This is a genomic window from Methylophaga sp. UBA3192 (assembly GCA_002363955.1).
In the GTDB taxonomy this organism is placed as follows: Bacteria; Pseudomonadota; Gammaproteobacteria; order Nitrosococcales; family Methylophagaceae; genus Methylophaga.
The window spans coordinates 1-19,715 of sequence record DEXE01000008.1 but is presented as its reverse complement, the minus strand read 5'-3'; the positions used below and the strand labels follow the sequence as shown (position 1 = coordinate 19,715).

21 protein-coding genes are annotated in these 19,715 nt (G+C 45.5%); 9 read left to right on the top strand and 12 right to left on the bottom strand.

Annotated features, from left to right (window positions below):
* Positions 1 to 11: 11 nt before the first annotated feature.
* On the top strand, positions 12 to 1,175 hold the full coding sequence (locus tag B2337_RS13295; RefSeq protein WP_292413811.1) for a class I SAM-dependent methyltransferase: 1,164 nt from the start codon (positions 12 to 14) through the stop codon (positions 1,173 to 1,175).
* A 78-nt stretch (positions 1,176 to 1,253) separates the two neighbouring features.
* Here the strand turns inward: B2337_RS13295 and B2337_RS13290 are convergent, their stop codons facing one another.
* Genes B2337_RS13290 through B2337_RS13265 form a run of 6 tightly spaced genes read right to left on the bottom strand, consistent with a single transcriptional unit; the run spans position 1,254 to position 4,722 of the window.
* Positions 1,254 to 2,126 carry a hypothetical protein gene (locus B2337_RS13290; RefSeq protein ID WP_292361031.1) on the bottom strand — a complete coding sequence of 291 codons (873 nt, stop codon included), beginning with the start codon at positions 2,124 to 2,126 and terminating at the stop codon, positions 1,254 to 1,256.
* 30 nt (positions 2,127 to 2,156) lie between these two features.
* Positions 2,157 to 3,179 carry an NAD(P)H-dependent glycerol-3-phosphate dehydrogenase gene (locus B2337_RS13285; RefSeq protein WP_292361033.1) on the bottom strand — a complete coding sequence of 341 codons (1,023 nt, stop codon included), beginning with the start codon at positions 3,177 to 3,179 and terminating at the stop codon, positions 2,157 to 2,159.
* Positions 3,180 to 3,196: 17 nt separating this feature from the next.
* Positions 3,197 to 3,679: a protein-export chaperone SecB gene (secB, locus tag B2337_RS13280; RefSeq protein WP_292361035.1), complete on the bottom strand. Its 483-nt coding sequence runs from the start codon at positions 3,677 to 3,679 to the stop codon at positions 3,197 to 3,199.
* 21 nt (positions 3,680 to 3,700) lie between these two features.
* Positions 3,701 to 3,958 carry a glutaredoxin 3 gene (gene grxC, locus B2337_RS13275; RefSeq protein WP_292361037.1) on the bottom strand — a complete coding sequence of 86 codons (258 nt, stop codon included), beginning with the start codon at positions 3,956 to 3,958 and terminating at the stop codon, positions 3,701 to 3,703.
* A 19-nt stretch (positions 3,959 to 3,977) separates the two neighbouring features.
* Positions 3,978 to 4,397, bottom strand: a complete 420-nt coding sequence (locus B2337_RS13270) for a rhodanese-like domain-containing protein (protein ID WP_292361039.1) — start codon at positions 4,395 to 4,397, stop codon at positions 3,978 to 3,980.
* A 34-nt stretch (positions 4,398 to 4,431) separates the two neighbouring features.
* Positions 4,432 to 4,722, bottom strand: coding sequence for an ArsR/SmtB family transcription factor (locus B2337_RS13265; RefSeq protein ID WP_292361041.1), 291 nt, complete (start codon positions 4,720 to 4,722; stop codon positions 4,432 to 4,434).
* 158 nt (positions 4,723 to 4,880) lie between these two features.
* Here B2337_RS13265 and gpmI point away from each other — a divergent pair, with 158 nt between their 5' ends.
* Genes gpmI through B2337_RS13240 form a run of 5 tightly spaced genes read left to right on the top strand, consistent with a single transcriptional unit; the run spans position 4,881 to position 10,294 of the window.
* Positions 4,881 to 6,413 (top strand): 2,3-bisphosphoglycerate-independent phosphoglycerate mutase, encoded by a 1,533-nt coding sequence (gene gpmI / locus B2337_RS13260; protein ID WP_292413808.1) that lies wholly within the window; start codon positions 4,881 to 4,883, stop codon positions 6,411 to 6,413.
* Positions 6,414 to 6,460: 47 nt separating this feature from the next.
* Positions 6,461 to 7,570 carry a murein hydrolase activator EnvC family protein gene (locus B2337_RS13255; protein WP_292413807.1) on the top strand — a complete coding sequence of 370 codons (1,110 nt, stop codon included), beginning with the start codon at positions 6,461 to 6,463 and terminating at the stop codon, positions 7,568 to 7,570.
* A gap of 24 nt (positions 7,571 to 7,594) precedes the next feature.
* A complete protein-coding gene (locus B2337_RS13250; RefSeq protein WP_292361047.1) occupies positions 7,595 to 8,908 on the top strand; it encodes a S41 family peptidase in 1,314 nt (437 codons plus the stop codon).
* A gap of 15 nt (positions 8,909 to 8,923) precedes the next feature.
* Positions 8,924 to 9,478: a DJ-1 family glyoxalase III gene (locus B2337_RS13245; RefSeq protein WP_292413805.1), complete on the top strand. Its 555-nt coding sequence runs from the start codon at positions 8,924 to 8,926 to the stop codon at positions 9,476 to 9,478.
* A 12-nt stretch (positions 9,479 to 9,490) separates the two neighbouring features.
* Positions 9,491 to 10,294 (top strand): response regulator, encoded by an 804-nt coding sequence (locus B2337_RS13240; RefSeq protein WP_292361051.1) that lies wholly within the window; start codon positions 9,491 to 9,493, stop codon positions 10,292 to 10,294.
* A gap of 3 nt (positions 10,295 to 10,297) precedes the next feature.
* Here the strand turns inward: B2337_RS13240 and B2337_RS13235 are convergent, their stop codons facing one another.
* The gene (locus B2337_RS13235; RefSeq protein WP_292413802.1) at positions 10,298 to 11,197 is read right to left on the bottom strand and encodes a LysR family transcriptional regulator; all 900 of its coding nucleotides are present in this window, start codon (positions 11,195 to 11,197) and stop codon (positions 10,298 to 10,300) included.
* A 100-nt stretch (positions 11,198 to 11,297) separates the two neighbouring features.
* On the opposite strand from B2337_RS13235, the gene metE reads away from it, so the two are divergent.
* Positions 11,298 to 13,577 carry a 5-methyltetrahydropteroyltriglutamate--homocysteine S-methyltransferase gene (metE, locus tag B2337_RS13230; RefSeq protein ID WP_292413799.1) on the top strand — a complete coding sequence of 760 codons (2,280 nt, stop codon included), beginning with the start codon at positions 11,298 to 11,300 and terminating at the stop codon, positions 13,575 to 13,577.
* 32 nt (positions 13,578 to 13,609) lie between these two features.
* Here metE and B2337_RS13225 read toward each other — a convergent pair whose 3' ends face one another.
* Positions 13,610 to 14,542 (bottom strand): LysR family transcriptional regulator, encoded by a 933-nt coding sequence (locus B2337_RS13225; RefSeq protein WP_292413796.1) that lies wholly within the window; start codon positions 14,540 to 14,542, stop codon positions 13,610 to 13,612.
* A gap of 129 nt (positions 14,543 to 14,671) precedes the next feature.
* Here B2337_RS13225 and B2337_RS13220 point away from each other — a divergent pair, with 129 nt between their 5' ends.
* Positions 14,672 to 14,950: a DUF2798 domain-containing protein gene (locus B2337_RS13220; RefSeq protein WP_292361057.1), complete on the top strand. Its 279-nt coding sequence runs from the start codon at positions 14,672 to 14,674 to the stop codon at positions 14,948 to 14,950.
* On the opposite strand, the gene B2337_RS13215 is transcribed toward B2337_RS13220, so the two are convergent.
* From B2337_RS13215 to B2337_RS13200, 4 genes are read right to left on the bottom strand one after another with little or no spacing between them, the layout of a single operon-like run.
* On the bottom strand, positions 14,947 to 15,651 hold the full coding sequence (locus B2337_RS13215; protein WP_292413793.1) for a (5-formylfuran-3-yl)methyl phosphate synthase: 705 nt from the start codon (positions 15,649 to 15,651) through the stop codon (positions 14,947 to 14,949). The two genes, B2337_RS13220 and B2337_RS13215, sit on opposite strands and share 4 nt — an antisense overlap.
* Positions 15,644 to 16,228, bottom strand: coding sequence for a DUF447 domain-containing protein (locus B2337_RS13210; RefSeq protein WP_292413792.1), 585 nt, complete (start codon positions 16,226 to 16,228; stop codon positions 15,644 to 15,646). The genes B2337_RS13215 and B2337_RS13210 overlap by 8 nt, the downstream gene beginning before the upstream one ends.
* Entirely contained in the window at positions 16,200 to 17,675 is a 1,476-nt protein-coding gene (locus tag B2337_RS13205) for a DUF6513 domain-containing protein (RefSeq protein WP_292413790.1), read from the bottom strand. The genes B2337_RS13210 and B2337_RS13205 overlap by 29 nt, the downstream gene beginning before the upstream one ends.
* Positions 17,668 to 18,228, bottom strand: a complete 561-nt coding sequence (locus B2337_RS13200; RefSeq protein ID WP_292413788.1) for a flavoprotein — start codon at positions 18,226 to 18,228, stop codon at positions 17,668 to 17,670. The genes B2337_RS13205 and B2337_RS13200 overlap by 8 nt, the downstream gene beginning before the upstream one ends.
* 138 nt (positions 18,229 to 18,366) lie before the next feature.
* Here B2337_RS13200 and B2337_RS13195 point away from each other — a divergent pair, with 138 nt between their 5' ends.
* The gene (locus tag B2337_RS13195; protein ID WP_292361066.1) at positions 18,367 to 19,680 is read left to right on the top strand and encodes an NAD(P)/FAD-dependent oxidoreductase; all 1,314 of its coding nucleotides are present in this window, start codon (positions 18,367 to 18,369) and stop codon (positions 19,678 to 19,680) included.
* Positions 19,681 to 19,715 lie beyond the last annotated feature (35 nt).

Here is a 19,715-nt window from a genome sequence, read left to right as displayed (position 1 = left end):
TTACCGACTAAATGAAACATACCGCCAAGTTACCTGCACCTGACCCCATTGCGCAACAGCATAGCGATCAACTGTTGCAACTGATTTTTCAGACCATAGAAGACCGTAATGGTTGGCTGAGCTTTGCTGAATTTATGCAGATGGCCTTATACCAACCTGGACTCGGTTATTACAGCAATGGCTTAAGCAAGATCGGCGAAGCTGGGGATTTTATTACAGCACCGGAAATAAGCCCGTTATTTTCTATGGCGCTGGGCAATCATATTGCTGATGTGCTCAGACAAATACCGGCGGCAGATTGCCTGGAATTTGGTGCTGGCAGTGGCCAGATGGCCGTGGATCTGTTGCTCTATCTGAGTGAGATCGACTGCCTGCCAAAACATTACTACATTATTGAAGCAAGCGCTCACTTACGTGAAGTACAGCGTCAAAAAATAAATAAAATTTTTGGTGTCCAGCAAAACCGGGTTGTCTGGCTGGATCAGCTTCCCAACAAGTTTACCGGCGTTATCGTTGCCAATGAAGTCTGTGACGCGATGCCGATACATCAGGTTCTGTTTGAAAAAGATCAGCTGCATGAGATCGGGGTAGGGCTCAAAAATGCAAAGCTTGATTGGCAGACACAACCCTTAACCAATACCTATTTAAAGTCTCGTTGTGAACAAATTCATCCTTTACTGGAACAATTCCCCTATCAGACTGAAATAGCGATGCAAGCAACTGCCTGGCTTGCAACTATTGCCGATATGCTTGAACAGGGTGGCATTTATATAATTGATTATGGTTATGAGGCCAGTGATTATTTTCATCCACTGCGTCATCAGGGCATGTTGCGCTGTCACTACCATCATCAGGCACATAATGATCCGCTGATTTTAGTGGGTTTACAGGATATCACTGCTCATGTTGATTTCACTGCGCTGGCTGAAACTGCTTATGAAAAAGGACTTCAGGTAGAAGGTTATCAAAGACAGAGTGATTTCCTGCTGGCAGGTGATATTCTTAATCTTAGTCAGGATAATGCAAATCCAGCCTTTCATCAGATGCAGCAGGCTGCAGCATTAAAACGCTTATTGTTGCCACAACAGATGGGGGAATTGTTTAAAGTGCTCAGCATGGCAAAAAATGTTGAAATGCCCCGTTCAAAATCCGCTGATCTGCGTTATCGGCTTTAGGGCTTATTGATTTATTCATAGCAGTGTCTTGTCCTGAAATAAGTTGACACTTATTTCAGGACAAGACATCAGGATAGTTTATTCCTTATTTTCTTCCAGTTGCTGTTTGAGCTGTTCAAGTTGCTCAGACATTTCAAACAGGACTTCCTTGATATTGGCTACATCGTCAGTCAGATTATCTGTTTGGCGCTTGGTTCTGGCAATCTCTTCACGCATTTCCGGGGTTAATGCACCCGTATCCTGGCCTTTCCGCTCGGCTGCAGTGGCTAATACGGTTGGAATATCAATTACAACCCAGTCAGACCGTTCCGATCCATCCTCTTGATAATATGACACACCATTATCCAAAGCCACTTTGGTTGCTGGCTGAGAGTCTGATCTACGGTTACCCGGTAATAATGGATTTACCCGGCGATCAATCTCCTGGCCGGTATACTGTTCTTTATCACGGTACTCCTCATGCAGAAGACCAAAAATGATATTCAAACGGCCATTATTATCGACAAATACCCGGCCACTATTGGTTTTGCGTTCTGCCGCAATCGCACCGGCATGAACACCCAAGGTAACAAACGTAATATCTTCGTTGGGCTGGGCACGGTTTAGCCCCTGCGCTAATGTTGAACTTAAAATTTGCAGTTCACCCGGAGAAAACAAGGGGACTTGCTGAGTTCTTAATAATACGCGTTGGTTGACGTAAAGCGATGACAGTACCTCACGCATTTCGTCCTGATTTATTGGCAACGGATGCTGATTGGTACCTGGCTGATCACGCTCTACCAACCGAACGTATTGCAGATTTGATTCCCAAAGTATCGGACCACTTTGTGACATGACAACTTCATCATCATTTGATGATTTTTTACTGAAGGGGTTGCCACAGGCAGACAAGCCGACCGTCATTGCCATACTGAGTGCAATGATGCTGCTGTATTTCACAATGCCTTGCATATAAATTTCCTCAATTAATTCGTATCACGTTTATCCGACTACCGGAGACTCTGCTTTTTGTTCACGACATAATAACGCCTGAACAGATTTGCGCGGATCGTACCCTTCAAACAGGATTTTGCATACCTGCTCAACAATCGGCATTTCAATTCCGGCTTGCTGCGCGCGTAATAAAACTTCTCTGGCAGCATGCATGCCTTCAACTGTTTTACCCACTTTTAACACCGCCTCATCAACTGTCAGTCCGGAACCTATGGCTAAGCCTAGCTGGCGGTTACGGCTCTGATTGTCTGTACAAGTGAGGATCAAATCTCCCATGCCAGACAAGCCAAACATGGTTTCCGGTTCAGCGCCCAACGTACTGGCTAAGCGCATGATTTCAGCCATGCCTCGTGTTAATAAAGCTGCCCTCGCATTGGCACCATACCCCAGGCCATCACAGATCCCTGCGGCGATTGCCAGCACATTTTTAACGGTGCCACCAACTTGCACACCTAACACATCATTGGTGGTATAAGCTCGTAAAGTGCTGCTGTGAAGGGCATTGGCTAATGCATTCGCAAATTCGGTATTCCGGGAAGCTACGGTTAAAGCGGTGGGCAATCCGGCTGCAACTTCTGCTGCAAATGATGGGCCCGATACGACTGCCAGTGAGTGTTTTGCACCAAGTATTTCAATCGCCGTATCGTGCAGAAACTGACCGGTATGCGGCGTTAAACCTTTAGTTGACCAGCTAACAGGAATACCTTGTGGCAAAACAGGTTTGATTCTCAGCAATGTCTCACTAAAAGCCGCGCTAGGCACTGACACCATTACATGTTTGCAGTGGGTGAGCGCCTTTTCCAGATCCATTTCAATTTTTAATGTGTCCGGCAGAATAATTTCCGGCAGATAACGGCTGTTCATCCGTTCTGCCGCTATTCGCGCAAGCTGTTCTTTATCACGGCCCCATAACCAGATTTCATGGCCATTTCTGGCCATAGCAATCGCCAGCGCTGTTCCCCAGGCACCGGCACCAATCACTAAAGTTGGCATTAAAGCAAATGAGGTCATTGCCGTGAATTCAGGTTCTAATGCGTATTCTGTGCTGCTTCAGTTTGCTGGCGTGCCTGGTCAATTTGATGTCTGTAAACTGCATCAAAATTCACTGGTGCCAATACCAACTGCGGGAAACCGCCTTTGATAACGACATCTGAAACGACTTCACGGGCAAAAGGAAAAATCGTATTCGGGCAATAACTGCCAACTAAAGGCCCCATTTCTTCTTTGCTGTAACCCGTTAAAGTGAAAATTCCAGCCTGCTTCACCTCAGCAATAAAGGCAACTTGATCATTCACTTTGGCTGTTACGGTAACAATCAGAATGATTTCATGAGTATCTTCATCGAGACGGGTATATTCATTACCTAACTGCAGATCCAGTTTCGGCTTCCATTCTTCACGAAAGATTGCCGGCGAATTAGGCGTTTCAAATGAAATATCTTTGGTATAGATTTTTTGAATGATGAATTTAGGTTGTTGCTCTTCTGTTGCTGCTGCATTTTCTTCAGCCATGATTTTCCCTCTCGTTAAAATTTAATTTTTTGTCAGTAAAGCATCGAGCTGACCAGAACGATCAATATCAACCAAATCGGTGTAACCACCGACTGCTTTACCATTAATAAATATTTGCGGCACGGTACGACGCTGACTTTTCTGCATCATTTCTTCACGTTTTTCAGGATGCTGATCCACTCGGATTTCATCGTAGCTAATGCCTTTACGATCCAATAATTGCTTTGCCATAACGCAATAAGGGCAATGTGCGGATGAGTAAATGATGACTTTATTCATAACAGTGCGTTCCAAGCTTTTAACTGAACAGCGGCAATTTGGCATCTCGCCAAGCGTGTAAGCCGCCAGACAGCACATGAATATTGGTGTAACCACGAGCCTTAAACTGCTTTGCCGCAGATTTAGCGCGTTGGCCGCTGTCGCAAACCAAGACGATTGGTTGCTCTTTCTTTTTTAATGGCTTCAGGTTCGCATCGATATCTGCCAGCGGCACGTTCACTGAATCAACGATATGTGAGCTTTCGAATGCGGCTTTATCACGCACATCCACAAAACAGCCTTTCTGCTGATTCACCAGATTGACAGCCGTCGTTACATCAACTGTATTAAAACCACTTAGTTTGCGTGTTAAGGAATCGGAAAACACCAACCATAGCAGTACGACAAACAAGCTGGACAGTATCCAATGATTAACAATAAATTCGCCCAGATTTTCCATTAAACAACCCTAAAATTAAGAATATTGATGATATTTATTTCGTGCCAAATAGTTCACACATCATACTGATGAGTCGCAACAGACGATCATCTTTAACGCGGTAAAATATCCGATTTGCATCTCGTCTGGCCGCTAAAATATTTTTTTCTTTTAATTTGGCAAGATGCTGAGACACGTTACTCTGTGTGGTGCCGACATGATCGACGATATCCTGCACTGACAGCTCTTTATCACCTAAGGTACAAAGAATTTTCAAACGCAATGGATTTGACATTGCTTTCAGCGCAAATGCGGCGCGTTCAATATCTTCATCTAAAGCATGCATTTGCGAGTTTCCAGTATGTGAAATGATGTCAGTCAATGCGATTGCAACTGTAATTGATTACAAAAGCCCATATAATACACAGCATTGTTGTTGATTTGCAGTGTTCACTGTTTTTGACAACCGCAAGCCTTCTCAACCCGTGATATAAGGATAAATCCATGAGCCACATGCACCGCCCACTTGCGCTGATAATTCTGGATGGCTGGGGTTATAGTGAGGAAGCAAAGCATAATGCCATCATGGCAGCCAACACCCCTGTCTGGGATCATCTTTGGAATGATTACCCGCACACCCTGATCAACGCCTCCGGTGCAGGCGTCGGCCTGCCAGGCGAACAAATGGGGAACTCTGAAGTAGGCCATCTCAACATTGGGGCCGGCCGAGTTGTTTATCAGGAATTCACCCGTATCAGTCGCGCCATCCGCACCGGATCATTTTTTACGAACCAAACATTGACTGATGTTGTGGATGATGTTTTCCGTAACGACAAGGCACTGCACATCCTTGGTTTACTGTCTGATGGCGGAGTGCACAGCCACGAAAGCCATATTCAGGCGATGGTAAAGCTTGCGGCTGAGCGTGGTGCCAATAAAATCTATCTGCATGCCTTTCTGGATGGTCGAGATACCTCACCTAAATCTGCACAGAAATTCATTGAAAATATGCACGCCAGTTTCAATGCGTCCGGTAAGGGCCGTTTTGCCAGTATTATCGGGCGGTATTATGCGATGGATCGTGATAAACGCTGGGACAGAGTTCAGCAAGCCTATGATTTAATCACCAATGCCCAAGCAAACTATCAGGCTGACAATGCTATTAACGCTTTGGAACAGGCTTATGCTCGGGGGGAGTCGGATGAGTTTGTCAAAGCAACCTTAATCGGTGAGAAAGCCCCCATCGAAGATGGTGATGCCATTGTTTTTATGAACTTTCGTGCTGATAGGGCTCGAGAGTTGACTCAGACATTTATTGAACCTGAGTTTAATGAATTCCCTAAACAACGCTCACCCAGGCTGTCACAATTTGTCACGTTAACTGAATATAAAAAAGATTTTAATGTTCCGGTAGCCTTTCCACCTGAAAAGCTTAATAACCTGCTGGGTGAATGTATTTCAGCCGTTGGCTTAAGACAGTTACGCATTGCCGAAACTGAAAAATACGCCCATGTCACTTTCTTTTTTAATGGTGGGCGTGACGCCCCCTATGAAGGAGAGGATCGGATTCTGGTGCCTTCCCCTAAAGTTGATACATACGATCTGCAACCTGAAATGAATGCACCAGAGGTGGCTGAAAGATTAGTCAAAGCCATTCATAGTAATCAATATGATGTGATCATCTGTAACTTCGCCAATGCGGATATGGTCGGACATACCGGTAATTTTAATGCCACAGTCAAAGCTATTGAGGCATTGGATAATTGTCTGGGTAAAATCTGGTCTGCACTGAAGGAAAGCGGAGGCGAAATGCTGGTCACGGCAGATCATGGCAATGCTGAAAAGATGCTTGATGACGAAAAGGGACAGGCGCATACCGCCCATACCAGCAATCTTGTCCCTTTCATTTATGCTGGACGGCCAGCAACATGTGCAGAGCAGGGTGGCTTGTCTGATATTGCCCCCACCATGCTGCACCTGATAGGCCAGCCCATCCCGCCCGAAATGAACAATCACCTGTTGGTAAAATTACCCTGAACACGTACCCTTTTATGCGCTGTTTACTTTTATTCTTATGGCTTGTGATGCCTTTATCCATTGCCGCTGAACCTTCATCAGCAAAAAAGCTGGAAGCAGTACGCGGCGAAATATCTGAATTGGATAAGACCCTTAATCTCAATAAAAAAACCCAGGCGGAACTGCAACAGCAATTAAAGAAACAAAGTCTTAAGGTTTCAGAAATCAACCGTGAGTTAAACCAGATAAAACAGTCAATCGCTGTCAAAGATGACGAATTACTCAATCTGCAGCAACAGCAGGGACTTAACCAGCAGCAACAGGAAAAACAACTGGCAGCGCTGAATGAACAGATTCGCTCAGCCTTTATGAATGCTCAACCAAGCTACCTGAAGATATTATTGTCAGAACAATCACCAGAACATGTCAGTCGCAGTAATACGTATTACCGTTATTTTCATACCGCTCGTCAGGAGCAGATTGACGCCCTGCAAGCCACATTACAGAATTTAACTGAACAGGAAAAAGCCATTTATGCTGTTAAAAAAAATCTTGGCGAACTTGAACAGCAACAACTGTCGCAACAGGAAGCTTTAAAACAACAAACCGCTGAACGGGAAAGAACGCTTGCGGCACTGAATAAGAAAATCTCCGGGCAAGATGCTCAACTCTCAGCATTAAAAGAAGAAGAAAAAAATTTACAGTCTTTATTAGACACTCTTGCCAAAAAGGCGGCCAAAAGGCCTCCACCTGCAGCGCCAGTGAAACCAAGTGAACGTTTCTCGAGTCTGAGTGGAAAGTTACAGTGGCCTTTGACGGGGAAAATTCTGGCGAGCTATGGTAGTCAACGTAATCTTGATAAACTCAGTTGGAAGGGCATACTGATAGCTTCTGAGAAAGGTTCATCAGTAAAGGCCAGCGCGGATGGAAGAGTCGTGTTTGCCGACTGGATGAAAGGCTTTGGCTTGTTAATCATTATCGACCATGGCGAACAATTCATGACACTTTATGGCAACAATGACAGTCTCCTTAAAAACACGGGTGATGTTGTGAAAGCCGGTCAGGTAATTGCACAGAGTGGCGACCAAGGTGTCAGACAAACCGCTGGATTATATTTTGAAGTACGTCATAAAGGCAGTCCAACCAATCCGATACAATGGCTGCGCAAGCAGGGTTAATTAGAAATAAGGAATAAAGTTCATATGCGCTTTTTGAAACGAGATTTTGCGCTGGTAACAGCGGGTGTCATTATCGGCATCACATTGATTTTTGGCCAAATGGTGTTAGCCGATAAAAACCCTGTCGCCAAACCTGACTTGCCGATTGATGATTTAAGGGCTTTCTCTGAAATTTTCGGCCGTATAAAAAGCAGTTATGTTGAGCCGGTGGAAGACAAAACTTTGCTGGAAAATGCCATTCGCGGCATGTTATCCGGGCTCGACCCCCACTCAGCCTATTTGGACTTAGGTGAATTCAAAGATTTACGTGAAGGAACCTCCGGTGAATTTGGCGGCCTGGGTATTGAAGTCTCAATGGAAGATGGCTTCGTTAAAGTAGTAGCGCCTATTGATGAAACCCCAGCTGCAGAAGCTGGTGTCAAATCAGGTGATTTAATTATTCGTCTGGATGATACTCCGGTCAAAGGATTAAGCCTGGCTGAAGCAGTTGAAATTATGCGCGGCGAACCGGGTAGTAAAATTATGCTGACAATTATCCGTGAAGGTGCTGATAAACCGCTTAAGCTTGAATTGACTCGCGCCATCATCAAAGTGAAAAGCGTCCGTACAGAAACTTTAGAATCAGGTTATGGCTATGTCCGCATAAGTACCTTTCAATCTCCAACGGGAGAAAGCCTGCGCGAGGCCATAAATCAACTAAAAACTGACAATGGTGGAAAATTAAAAGGCCTGGTTTTGGATTTACGTAATAATCCGGGTGGCGTATTAGATGCAGCGGTTGAAGTTTCTGACGCTTTCCTTAACAAAGGCATGATTGTTTACACTGAAGGCCGCATTCAGGATTCAGATCAAAAATTCCACGCCAAACCGGGCGATATGCTGAATGGGGCGCCGATTGTGGTGCTGGTCAACGGTGGTTCGGCTTCTGCTTCCGAAATCGTGGCTGGCGCCCTGCAGGACCATCAGCGAGCGGTTATTCTTGGCACTAAAACCTTTGGCAAAGGATCCGTTCAAACGGTTATGCCACTGACCAATGATACGGCAGTGAAAATGACAACTGCACGTTATTACACGCCATCCGGCCGTTCCATACAGGCGGATGGTATTGAACCGGATATCAAGCTTGATGCTCTGCAAATCAGTGCAGCCGAAGATAACGGCTTTCAACCATTACGTGAGGCGGATCTGAGTCGTCATCTGGAAAATGGCATGCTGGAAGAGCTGGGCGAAAAACCGTCTGCAGATGAAGAGGAAAAACAACCTTTAGCGCTGCGTGATTATCCGCTGTCTCAAGCATTAAACCTGTTGAAAGGCATGAGCCTCATGAGCAAACGTTAAAACGTTATTCACATCATGAAAACTGTATTAATACCGCTTGCAGAAGGCTTTGAAGAGCTCGAAGCCGTGACTGTGATAGATATTCTCAGAAGGGCGGAAATAAACGTTGTTACTGCCAGCTTAACCAGGCATCAACAAATCACTGCCAGTCGTGGTGTCCGGTTAGTTGCGGACACCACTCTGGATGAAGTTATTAATGATGATTTTGATATGCTGATTTTGCCGGGAGGACAACCCGGCACTAATAATCTTGATGTCGATCCTCGCATTCATGCGCTGATTAAACGTTTGCATCAAGGCGACAAATGGATTGGAGCAATATGTGCGGCACCGATGGTGTTAGCGCATTCCGGCTTACTGAAGGGACTCAAGGTCAGCTGTTACCCTGGCGCACTTGAGGCTGTTGAGTGGCCTGAAATCCAACTCAGTAATGAAGCTGTCGTTTGTGACAATAACGTCATTACTTCACGAGGTCCGGGGACGGCAATCAGTTTTGCCTTGATGATTATCGAAAAATTGATCAATAAAACTACCCGCCAGCAAGTCGAAACGGGTCTTGTCATTCGCTAAAACGGAAGTCGCATGTATTCACTGAATGAATCAGAACTCTCAATATTATTGGTTGAACCATCTTCCGTTCAGCTGAAAATTATTATGCGCGAATTGCAACAGGCGGGGGTCACTAAAATCGACGGTGTTCATGACGGGGCCCAAGCCATTGAAGCCATGCAAAAATATCCTCCTGACCTCGTTATCAGCGCAATGTATCTGCCTGATATGACTGCCACCGAACTACTTTCCTCGATACGCAGCATAGATAATCTGGAAAATACGCATTTTATGCTGATCTCCAGCGAATCAAATATTGATGCCCTGGAACCATTACGACAATCCGGAGTGGTCGCCATCCTGCCAAAACCTTTTGATCACGCGAACCTGCAAAGAGCTATACGTACAACACTACAGCACATTGATCCAACTGAAATCGAATTGCAGAATTATGAAGTCGATCAACTGGAAGTGTTACTGGTTGATGACAGTCTGGTCTCACGAAATCACCTTTGTCGGGTTTTTCAAAGCATGGGAATTAATCAGATTCATCAGGCTGAAAATGGTATTGAAGCCATTGAAATTCTTAAACAGCAAAGCTTTGATTTGGTCGTGACCGATTTGAATATGCCAAAAATGGATGGTCAGGCTCTGGTGGAACACATTCGCAGCGAAATGGGCAATACATTTGTACCGATCTTAGTAGTGACCAGTGAACAAAATCAGACCCGACTGGGTCAGGTTGAACAAGCAGGGGTTTCAGCGATTCTTGATAAGCCTTTTGAACCGCAGTCCATCCGCGAAATCTTGTACCGTGTTCTGGACGATCGTACCTAAGCGTTAGAGCGTAGGGGGTGGTATCCTGGATTGTTTGCCGAGAGTGATAAACCGTTGTAAATAGCTGACCTCTTCATCCGATTCTCTGATAGCCGCAAAAAGTTTTTTAGCCAGGCCTTTTTTGCCAAGACGTATAGCCCTTACCGGCAGGGTTTGACAAAACTCCATCGCCAACCAGTTAGGCAAAACGGTTATACCTCTTTGCAAGGCCACCATTTGTACCATGATATCCATGGATTGCATGGCTTTGCTTCGTGGATGAATTCCCGCAGGCATTAAAAACTGAGTAAAGACATCCAGGCGTTCATGGGCTACCGGAAAGGTCAGCAATAACTCATTCTGTAGAGCTGATGCCTCAATATAACTTTGCCGGGCTAATGGGTGATTTTCTTCCACCAGCAAAACCAGCTCATAATCAAACATCGGTTGATAAAGTACTCCAACCTGATTAACCGCATCCGGTGTCACCAGCAAATCAATATGATGATTTAACAGACCTTCCATTCCGGAAAACTGGAATTGATGCACGATATCCACATCCATCTGCGGCATTTCCCGCAGAAAATCAGCCAGAATTTTTTTCAGCCATTCATAACAGGGATGACATTCCACGCCGATGCGCAGTATTCCTGCACGTCCTTCAGCATATGCCTGCAAGGTTTGCTCGGTCTGCTCTAAAACCGGTAAAACTTGCTGAGCAACCTGCAACATCAATTCACCAGCCTGGGTCAGTCTTAATTTTCGTCCATCGCGCTGCCACAAACTGATTTCCAATTTCTGCTCAAGGTAGCGGATCTGATGAGATAAAGCCGATTGCGTAACAAATAATGCATTCGCTGCCGCCGTTAAACTGCCGTTTTCAGCCAATGCCTGAATAATGCGTAAATGCGCTCGCTCGATCATGTATGAATATATCTCATAAATTTGTTAACAATCATCATTATTACTCATAAATTAAGCTGATTACAATGGGCTGCTTTAAAACCGATTGAGAGGATATCGAATGGTCAGCACACATAATCTTGGTTTTCCACGTATTGGTGAACGACGCGAATTAAAATTTGCATTGGAACGCTACTGGCGGGGCGAAATTAATACCGAGGCATTAGAAGAAACCGGCAAAACATTACGTTTACGGCATTGGGCACTGCAAGGCGAACTGGATCTGTTGCCTGTCGGAGACTTTTCTTTTTACGACCATGTGCTGGACACCAGTCAGATGCTCGGCAATCTGCCGACAAGGGTGGATAAAAATGCCGATGCTTTAATCCAATATTTTCAGGCATCACGTGGTCAGGCTGGTTCGACTTGCTGTGATCATCAAATTGACGCAGCTGAAATGACTAAATGGTTTGATACCAACTATCACTATCTGGTGCCTGAATTTACTGCTGATACCGACTTTTCAGCTCATCCAGATAGATTGCTATCTCAAATTACAGAAGTAAAGACTGCGGGTTACAACGCTAAACCTGTATTGGTTGGTCCAGTCAGCTATTTATGGCTGGGCAAAACCAAAGATGAAAGCGACAAACTGGCTTTATTGGAAAGAATATTACCGGTTTATGCTGAAATTCTGGATGGATTAGCTAAGGCCGGTGTTGAATGGGTACAAATTGATGAACCCATTCTGGTTACTGAGCTCTCTGTTGAGTGGCAGCAGGCTCTGCAAAAAGCCTATTTTTCATTAGCCAAGTCTCAGGTTAAGCTGCTTCTGACCACCTATTTCGGTCAACTAAAACAGAATCTGCAACTGGCATGTGAATTACCAACGGCAGGCTTTCATCTTGATGCGATAAACGCGGCGGATGAAATTATCCGTGTGGTGGATTGGCTGCCATCGCATAAAATTTTATCGCTGGGGGTTATCAATGGTCGAAACATCTGGAAAACCAATTTAAACCAAACACTTAATCTGCTTGAACCGATACACAAACGCCTTGCAAATCGCTTATGGCTGGCACCAAGCTGCTCACTGTTACATGTGCCTATTGATTTGCAATCTGAACAGCATCTGGATGCTGAGGTACATGACTGGTTAGCCTTTGCCGTACAAAAACTGGATGAGCTGCAAGTATTGGCTCGGGCACTTAATGCAGGACGTGATAGCGTAACAACACAACTGGCAGACAATAATCAGGCCATTCAACGCCGCCAGCAATCGACTCGGGTTCACAATCCTGCAGTCAAGCAACGCTGCGAGGCTATCCAGCCCGAGCTGGCACTGCGTCAAAGTAATTACACTGAACGCGCCGCAATCCAACAAGCTGATTTGCAGTTACCGGCATTTCCAACCACCACCATCGGCTCTTTTCCACAAACCAATGTGATTCGTCAGGCACGTAAACAATTTCGTCTGGGCCAACTGGGCAATGCCGAATATCAACAGCAGATGCAGGCAGAAATTCGCTACGCCATTGATAAACAGCTGGAATTGGATCTGGACGTTTTGGTGCACGGTGAAGCAGAACGGAATGACATGGTCGAGTATTTTGGTCAACAACTACAAGGCTTTGCATTTACGGATAATGGCTGGGTGCAGTCCTATGGTTCACGCTGTGTTAAACCACCCATTATTTTTGGTGATGTATCACGGCCGCGTCCAATGACGTTAGAGTGGACCCAATATGCCCAATCTCTTACTGACAAACCGGTTAAGGGCATGTTGACGGGGCCAGTTACGATTCTCAACTGGTCGTTTGTCAGAGATGATCAATCGCGCAGCGAGACTTGTAAGCAAATTTCATTGGCCATTCGTGATGAAGTGATTGATTTGGAAGCCGCAGGTGTGAAAATCATCCAGATTGATGAAGCCGCGTTACGTGAGGGTTTGCCTTTACGACAATCTCAATGGCAGGCGTATCTCGATTGGGCGGTGGAAAGCTTCAAGATCTCAGCCAATGGAGTAGGAGATGAAACACAGATCCATACCCATATGTGTTATTCCGAGTTTAATGACATTATCGAAGCCATCGCCGCAATGGATGCCGATGTGATCACCATTGAAACCTCCCGGTCACAGATGGAATTACTGGATGTATTTCGTGACTTTGACTATCCAAACGCGATTGGACCCGGCGTTTATGATATTCATAGCCCGAACACTCCCTCTGAACAGTCGATGGTCGAGTTATTAAAACTCGCTGCACAGCGTATCGATAAGCAGCAATTATGGGTCAATCCTGACTGCGGTTTGAAAACCCGTCGCTGGGAGGAAGTAGAGCCGGCGCTGAAAGCGATGGTTTCAGCTGCCAGATTGTTGAGAAATCAACTTGCCGCTTAGCTAGAAAAATCGGGTAGGGAGAATCGTTTTCTCTACCCGCTTTTTACATGCCACTTGTCGGGCAAATGCTCATACAAATAATCAAAAAATGCGGCGACTTTAGGTGTTTTGGCATAACGATCTGTCACACAGAAATAAAACTCTAAGGGTTCCGCTTCCGCTTTAACCTCTGACAGATGCTCCGCCCCAAATAATTGATTTAATTGACCTGATGCCAGGTAAGGTTCTGCGACAAATGCTGCCAAACGGGTTATGCCGCCACCTGCTACCGCCATTTTAGCCAACATATCAATATCATCACTTACCGCTGTTGCGTTAATATCAGGCTCATAACGCCGACCTTCCCGAATAAAAGCCCAGCGGAAAATATGACCATCCACCGGGATCCGAAACATCAAACAATCATGATTTAACAAAGCCTGCGGGGTATCCGGATAACCTGCTCGCTGGAGATATTCCGGTGATGCACAAAAGATTAATGGCAATGTCGCAATTCGTCTTGCCACCAATCCATCCTGTAATTGTTGGCGAATACGGATACTGATATCAATACCTTCTTTTAGATGATCAATACGTCGATCTGTAGCCAGTAATTCCAGACTGATTTGTGGATAACGTTGATTGAACCCTGGAATTAATGGCGCCAAAACATGCCGCGAAAAAGCAGCTGAACAGGCAATGGTGAGCTTTCCTCCAACCTCACCCTGCATCGCTGAAACAGCTTGTTTGGCAAGCTCCAGCTCATTCAACAAGCCTTTGACCCGCTGGAAATACACCTCACCATTATCGGTTAAGGCCAGACTACGAGTTGTTCGAGTTAATAAACGCGCTCCCAGCGCGGTTTCCAGTCGAGCAATATTTTGACTGGCTGCCGCGGCGCTGATACCAAGACGGCGTGCAGCGGCTGCAATACTTCCCAATTCAACTGCTCGAACAAATGTTTCCACACCGCGCATTGTATCCATAAGTCATTAATATCAATTGTTTGATAGTTTCGTAAGATTAGCTTATGAGTGTTTATAGTGTCTAGCGGCTACTGATAAGCAATTTCCAGCGGTAAGGTAGCCCCAGCATTCAACGAGCTGGAGACTTAAATGAAAAATAATTCCAACTGTGTCAACGTGGCTAAAAGAACATTTGGCAAACTACCAGCGCGCCTTACACCTTATGTATTTGCCTTTTACATGGCTTCGATTATGGCAGCATTGATGTGTTTGATTATTACCGCAGTACATCAGGGTATTAATGGAAAGCTTCTTTATGATGCATTGGTTGCTTATAAAGTCGCCATGCCAGCAGCATTTGTATGTATTTTGTTCGTACGACCTTTAGTCATGGCTTTGGTTAAACGAACCGTTTCAGCTGGCAATTAACCGGTTTTGGCTTTTGGCATACCTGCATTCATTTGGCTGTGGATCTGTTTAGCTAACTCTGGATCCAGAAAACTGGTGCGGGTCTGCTGATGACATAACGCACTACGAAAACCTAAATAATCGGCTTCCAACGGGCTTAGCTGCTGAATATTTTCGATTGTCAAGGCACCGGCCAAACCGCACAGTAACCCTGCGGATTTGGCTTCAACTACAAATCTCTTTAATGTTCCGATGGATAAATGGTCGAGTAAACCCTGACCGTTCTTTATGGCGGTATCCAGCATTACTCCGGCAAAACCTGCTTTGGCTAACGTCGGAATCATTTTTTGTACTGGCAACTGATCGGCAAACATTACCGCGATAACTGGGGTATGGACGGCTTTGATTGTTGACTCGAGTTGCTCAATGCAACGGCTAAGATCCGGTTCATCGAAGATACCGATTTTGACATAATCAACACCCGTCGCAGCCATGTCTGAAATTGCAGCAGATAAGATATCCGCCTGCATCGTTAAATCTCCCACCGTCGCACTGCACAGACAACGATGATTAACCCAGCGAACAATCTCTGTTACGGTTTGATGCGTTAATGCGCCTAGAGCGCCTTGTGAAGGGTTTTTCATATCCAGGATATCTGGTAGGTGCTCAACCAATGATTGAGCTTCCTCAAGGGACTGTACGCTGGCCAGCCACCTAGTCATGATTTAACTCTATTCTGGCAAGTTTTACTCTTTCCATTAACCAGTTCCATGCTTCCAGTTCTCGTTCACCTGCGGTTTTATCTATTGCAATGGTGAGATAGGCGATCTCCTCACGGATTTTCTGTTCAGATAACATGTCCAGGCGACTCACCAGAATAGCCGCTTCTATCACAGCATTCTGCGCACGATTAAAACCTCTGAACGGTTTGTGATTAACATCGCAAATCACCGCACCGTAAAAACAGGCACGTGGATCGGTGTCCTCCAATCGAACCATCTCCAGTTCGATATGTGATAACGCATCACTGATGTACTCGCCCTCAATCTGCTGACAAGGGGATGTAGGCCAATCCCGGTGGCCGGTTAACGCCCCGGCAAAAATCCGCACATCATCGACAAAATTAATTGAGCATTGGCCATGACGGATCAGGTTGTCATAAGTGCTCGAGGGCTTAAAGGGCTTAATCTGAAAGTGACCATTTACTTCCGATATACCCATTGGTGCTAAATGCGGTTTACCATTTTCAGCTATCGTGACAACGATAACTTCATGTATCCGACTGATCAGCCGTGCCACAGGCGCGCTCCTTTTTATTTGGTTTCTCAGTTTCAGCCGTTCCACAGGCACGCTGTTTACGTTTTCTCATAGTGGTACCTTCCGCTTTTTGCTCGGTCAGATCCTCTGGCTCGGGCTCAACGGCGCAACCCCATTGCAAATCCTCGTCCTGGGTGTAACGTTTGCCAAGTTGCCAGGCTATCTGAGCACGGGCCAACTCCACCCCAAGATAAAAGGCGTGACCTGGATCGTCTTTAACCTGCAATTGCGGATAAAAAGCAAACGGATCGGTATCCTGTATCAAACCATCACGGTTAAAAACATAAATGCCCTGCGGGGCAATCTTAATCCGGTAATTAGGATCTTTTATATTTTCCGAGAGCTGAATAATTTCCTGCTCCGTATCCGTAAATGGCCTGCGTTCGTGACTGACCAGTAAGTCTGCTGTGAAATCACGAGGCAGACTATTATCATCTCGTGCAGCAAACATCATCCGTCTAGCAACGTCTGCTTCTTTAATTGCTCGCCGGGCATGAGGGCTGACTTCGGTAGCCAGCACATTGGTAATTTTTAACTCAGAAATAATGCCAAACAGCAGGGCATTGATTCCGTTGGTATCCGCATCCGTCAGCTCCGTCAGGTTACCAATCCCCATCATCATTGGCGCATCGGGATATTTCTGTCTTAGCGTATGATAACGAACAATGGAGTCGGTCAGGCCAAAGTGAATCGGATCCAGAATCGGATCGGCTATCCAGGGTTTACCGATTTTATCCATGGCTTCCATGGCGCGTTCTAACGATGCCAAGGATCCTGGTTCTGCGGGCACCAGAATAGGGATGGCATCGGTTTCTTTAGCCAGATCGATGGTGTCTTCTGTCAGACTAAGCAGGTAATCTGCCCCAGCTTTAGCCGCTCGTCTCAAGTCATCCATCGATAGTGAGTCCACACTAACTTTAAAGCCATTGTCATGCAGGGCGGCTATGGCTTCTTCCATTAATGGAAATTTTTCTTCCGGCAGGCAACCGATGTCAATCACATTGGCACCCGAGTCCCCATAATAACGGGCTCGTTCCAGAATGCCTTCGATATCTCGTTGCGGCGCATCGACAATCTCAGCAAAAATATTTACATCATAACGACTAAGATCTGGAATTTTTCGGGCTTTGCCAAAAAACACCGGTAGATCTTTAATTTCATCTGGACCGCGAACGACTTCGATACCTAAATTTTTACTCAACTCTGCTAAATCCCCACGACATCGTCCAGGAACGATAATCTGTTTGCATCCAGCGTAGTCTTCCGCTTTCAACCGCCGAGCAATCATTTTATCTGTCATTAATGCCGCCACGGATAAGCCTAGCTGATGCACTCTATAGTCAAACGGCAAAGGCGCCATTTCATTCAACACCTTTTCAACACTCGGTTGAGCAAGTTTTCCGGTGAGAAAAAGAATGGTTTCAGCCATGATCGGCGTTAACTTGTTCCAGACGTTTTTTGAGTGTTTCGTATAACGCTTCTGCGGATTCCACTACGGTTGTCGCCTCAAAGGTGCGCAGTTTTTCGGTATGCCCCAGATCCACAGCTCTGGGCCATAATCGCACCATCCGATCGGGAGCAGGGGTATCAACTTCAGGAATAGCATCACAGGCTAATACAATACTTGGTACACGGCATTTTCCTGCTTGCGCATAAACATTGGTAACCAACGTATCAGATAAGCCCATTACCATTTTGGCCACGGTGTTTGACGTTGCCGGTGCAACTACCAGGGTGTGGTAATCGCCTCGATAAAATAACCCGACAGGCGGTGAGCTGGCAGCTCTATCCCGATAGACATGTCCCCCATTGTTCAACGCCTTAGGATCGTGACCGTACATACGGATAACTTCTTCCCCGGCTCTGCTGTAAAACAAGTCGACATCAGGTAAATCGCGGATTATTTCCAGACATTCGTCCAGATAATGCCCCGACCCTGTGATTGCCCAGGCCAGTTTTGGCTTTTCAGGCCGTGATTGCATTGTTCGTTCTCACTTGATGTTAAGCCTTGAATTTTGCCAGACTCTGACCTAGTAGTAAAAATTAGATAGGTTACGGCTTTACAGATAAGTTAAAATTAACCACATAATTTGCAACGGATTGATGGGAGTCGCATATCTATGTCTGAAGAAGTGCCAAAAATTGTAGTTGTCGGTGGTGGAGCAGGTGGCCTGGAACTGGTTACCAAACTGGGGAAAAAACTTGGTAAGAAAAAGAAAGCCCAAGTTACTCTGGTGAGTAGTACTCACACGCATATCTGGAAACCCCTTTTACATGAAGTTGCTGCCGGAACTCTTGACTCTCATGAAGACGAAATTGAATATTTGAGTCAGGCCATGTGCAGTGGTTTTCGTTTTCGTCTCGGTAGAATGGAAGGCCTTGATCGTCAAAATAAACAAATAACCGTTGCGCCAACCTTCAACGAAGACGGTGTTGAAATTATTCCGCGTCGTAGTTTTGATTATGACTATCTCATTATTTCTGTTGGCAGTGTCAGTCATGACTTTGGTATCAAAGGAGTTAGCGATCATTGTCTGTTCCTGGATACCACTAAACAAGCCGAATATTTCCAGAATCAGTTATTAGAATCTTATCTGCGTGCCCATACGCAAGGTCGCCCTCTTGATGAGGGGCAGTTAAATATTGCCATTGTCGGTGCTGGTGCTACTGGCGTCGAGTTATGCGCGCAGCTCTACGAAGTCTCACATCTGTTAAATGCTTATGGACTGGATGAAGTTAAACCACAAGATGTAAAGCTTACTTTAATCGAAGCTGCTGATCGTATTTTGCCTGGGTTGCCCGAGAATATTTCTGCCGCGGCTCAACAGGAGCTGAATGAACTTGGCGTAGAAATCCTTACTGGTGAGCGTGTCATAGAAGTGACTGATACTGAGATCAAAACGCAAAGTGGCCGTAATATCCCTGCCGCAATCAAGGTCTGGGCTGCTGGCATTAAAGCGCCTGAGTTTCTCAAAGATATTGACGGGCTTGAAACCAACTGGATGAACCAATTAGTCGTAAAACAGACGCTTCAAACCACATTTGACGATGATATTTATGCGATAGGTGACTGCTGTGCCTGTAAATGGATAGGACAGGATCAGAATGTTCCCCCGCGTGCCCAGGCCGCGCACCAAATGGCCTCGCTGGTTTACAAGTCTATTGTCAATCGGATGAAAGACAAGGAACTGCCGGAATATCACTACCATGACTATGGTTCACTGGTTTCTTTAGGACGCTATGGTACGGTCGGTAATCTGATGGGTAATTTAAGCAAGGGCAGTATGAAGGTTGAAGGACTGATGGCACGCATGATGTATTTGTCTTTATACAAAATGCATCAGGTTGCTTTATTTGGCCCATTTCGTGTGCTGATGCTTTCGTTATCACATCTGTTCCGCCGGAGTGTTCATCCCAAGATTAAATTGCATTAATCCACGATGCGTATTGTCTTGTCCTGAAATAAGTT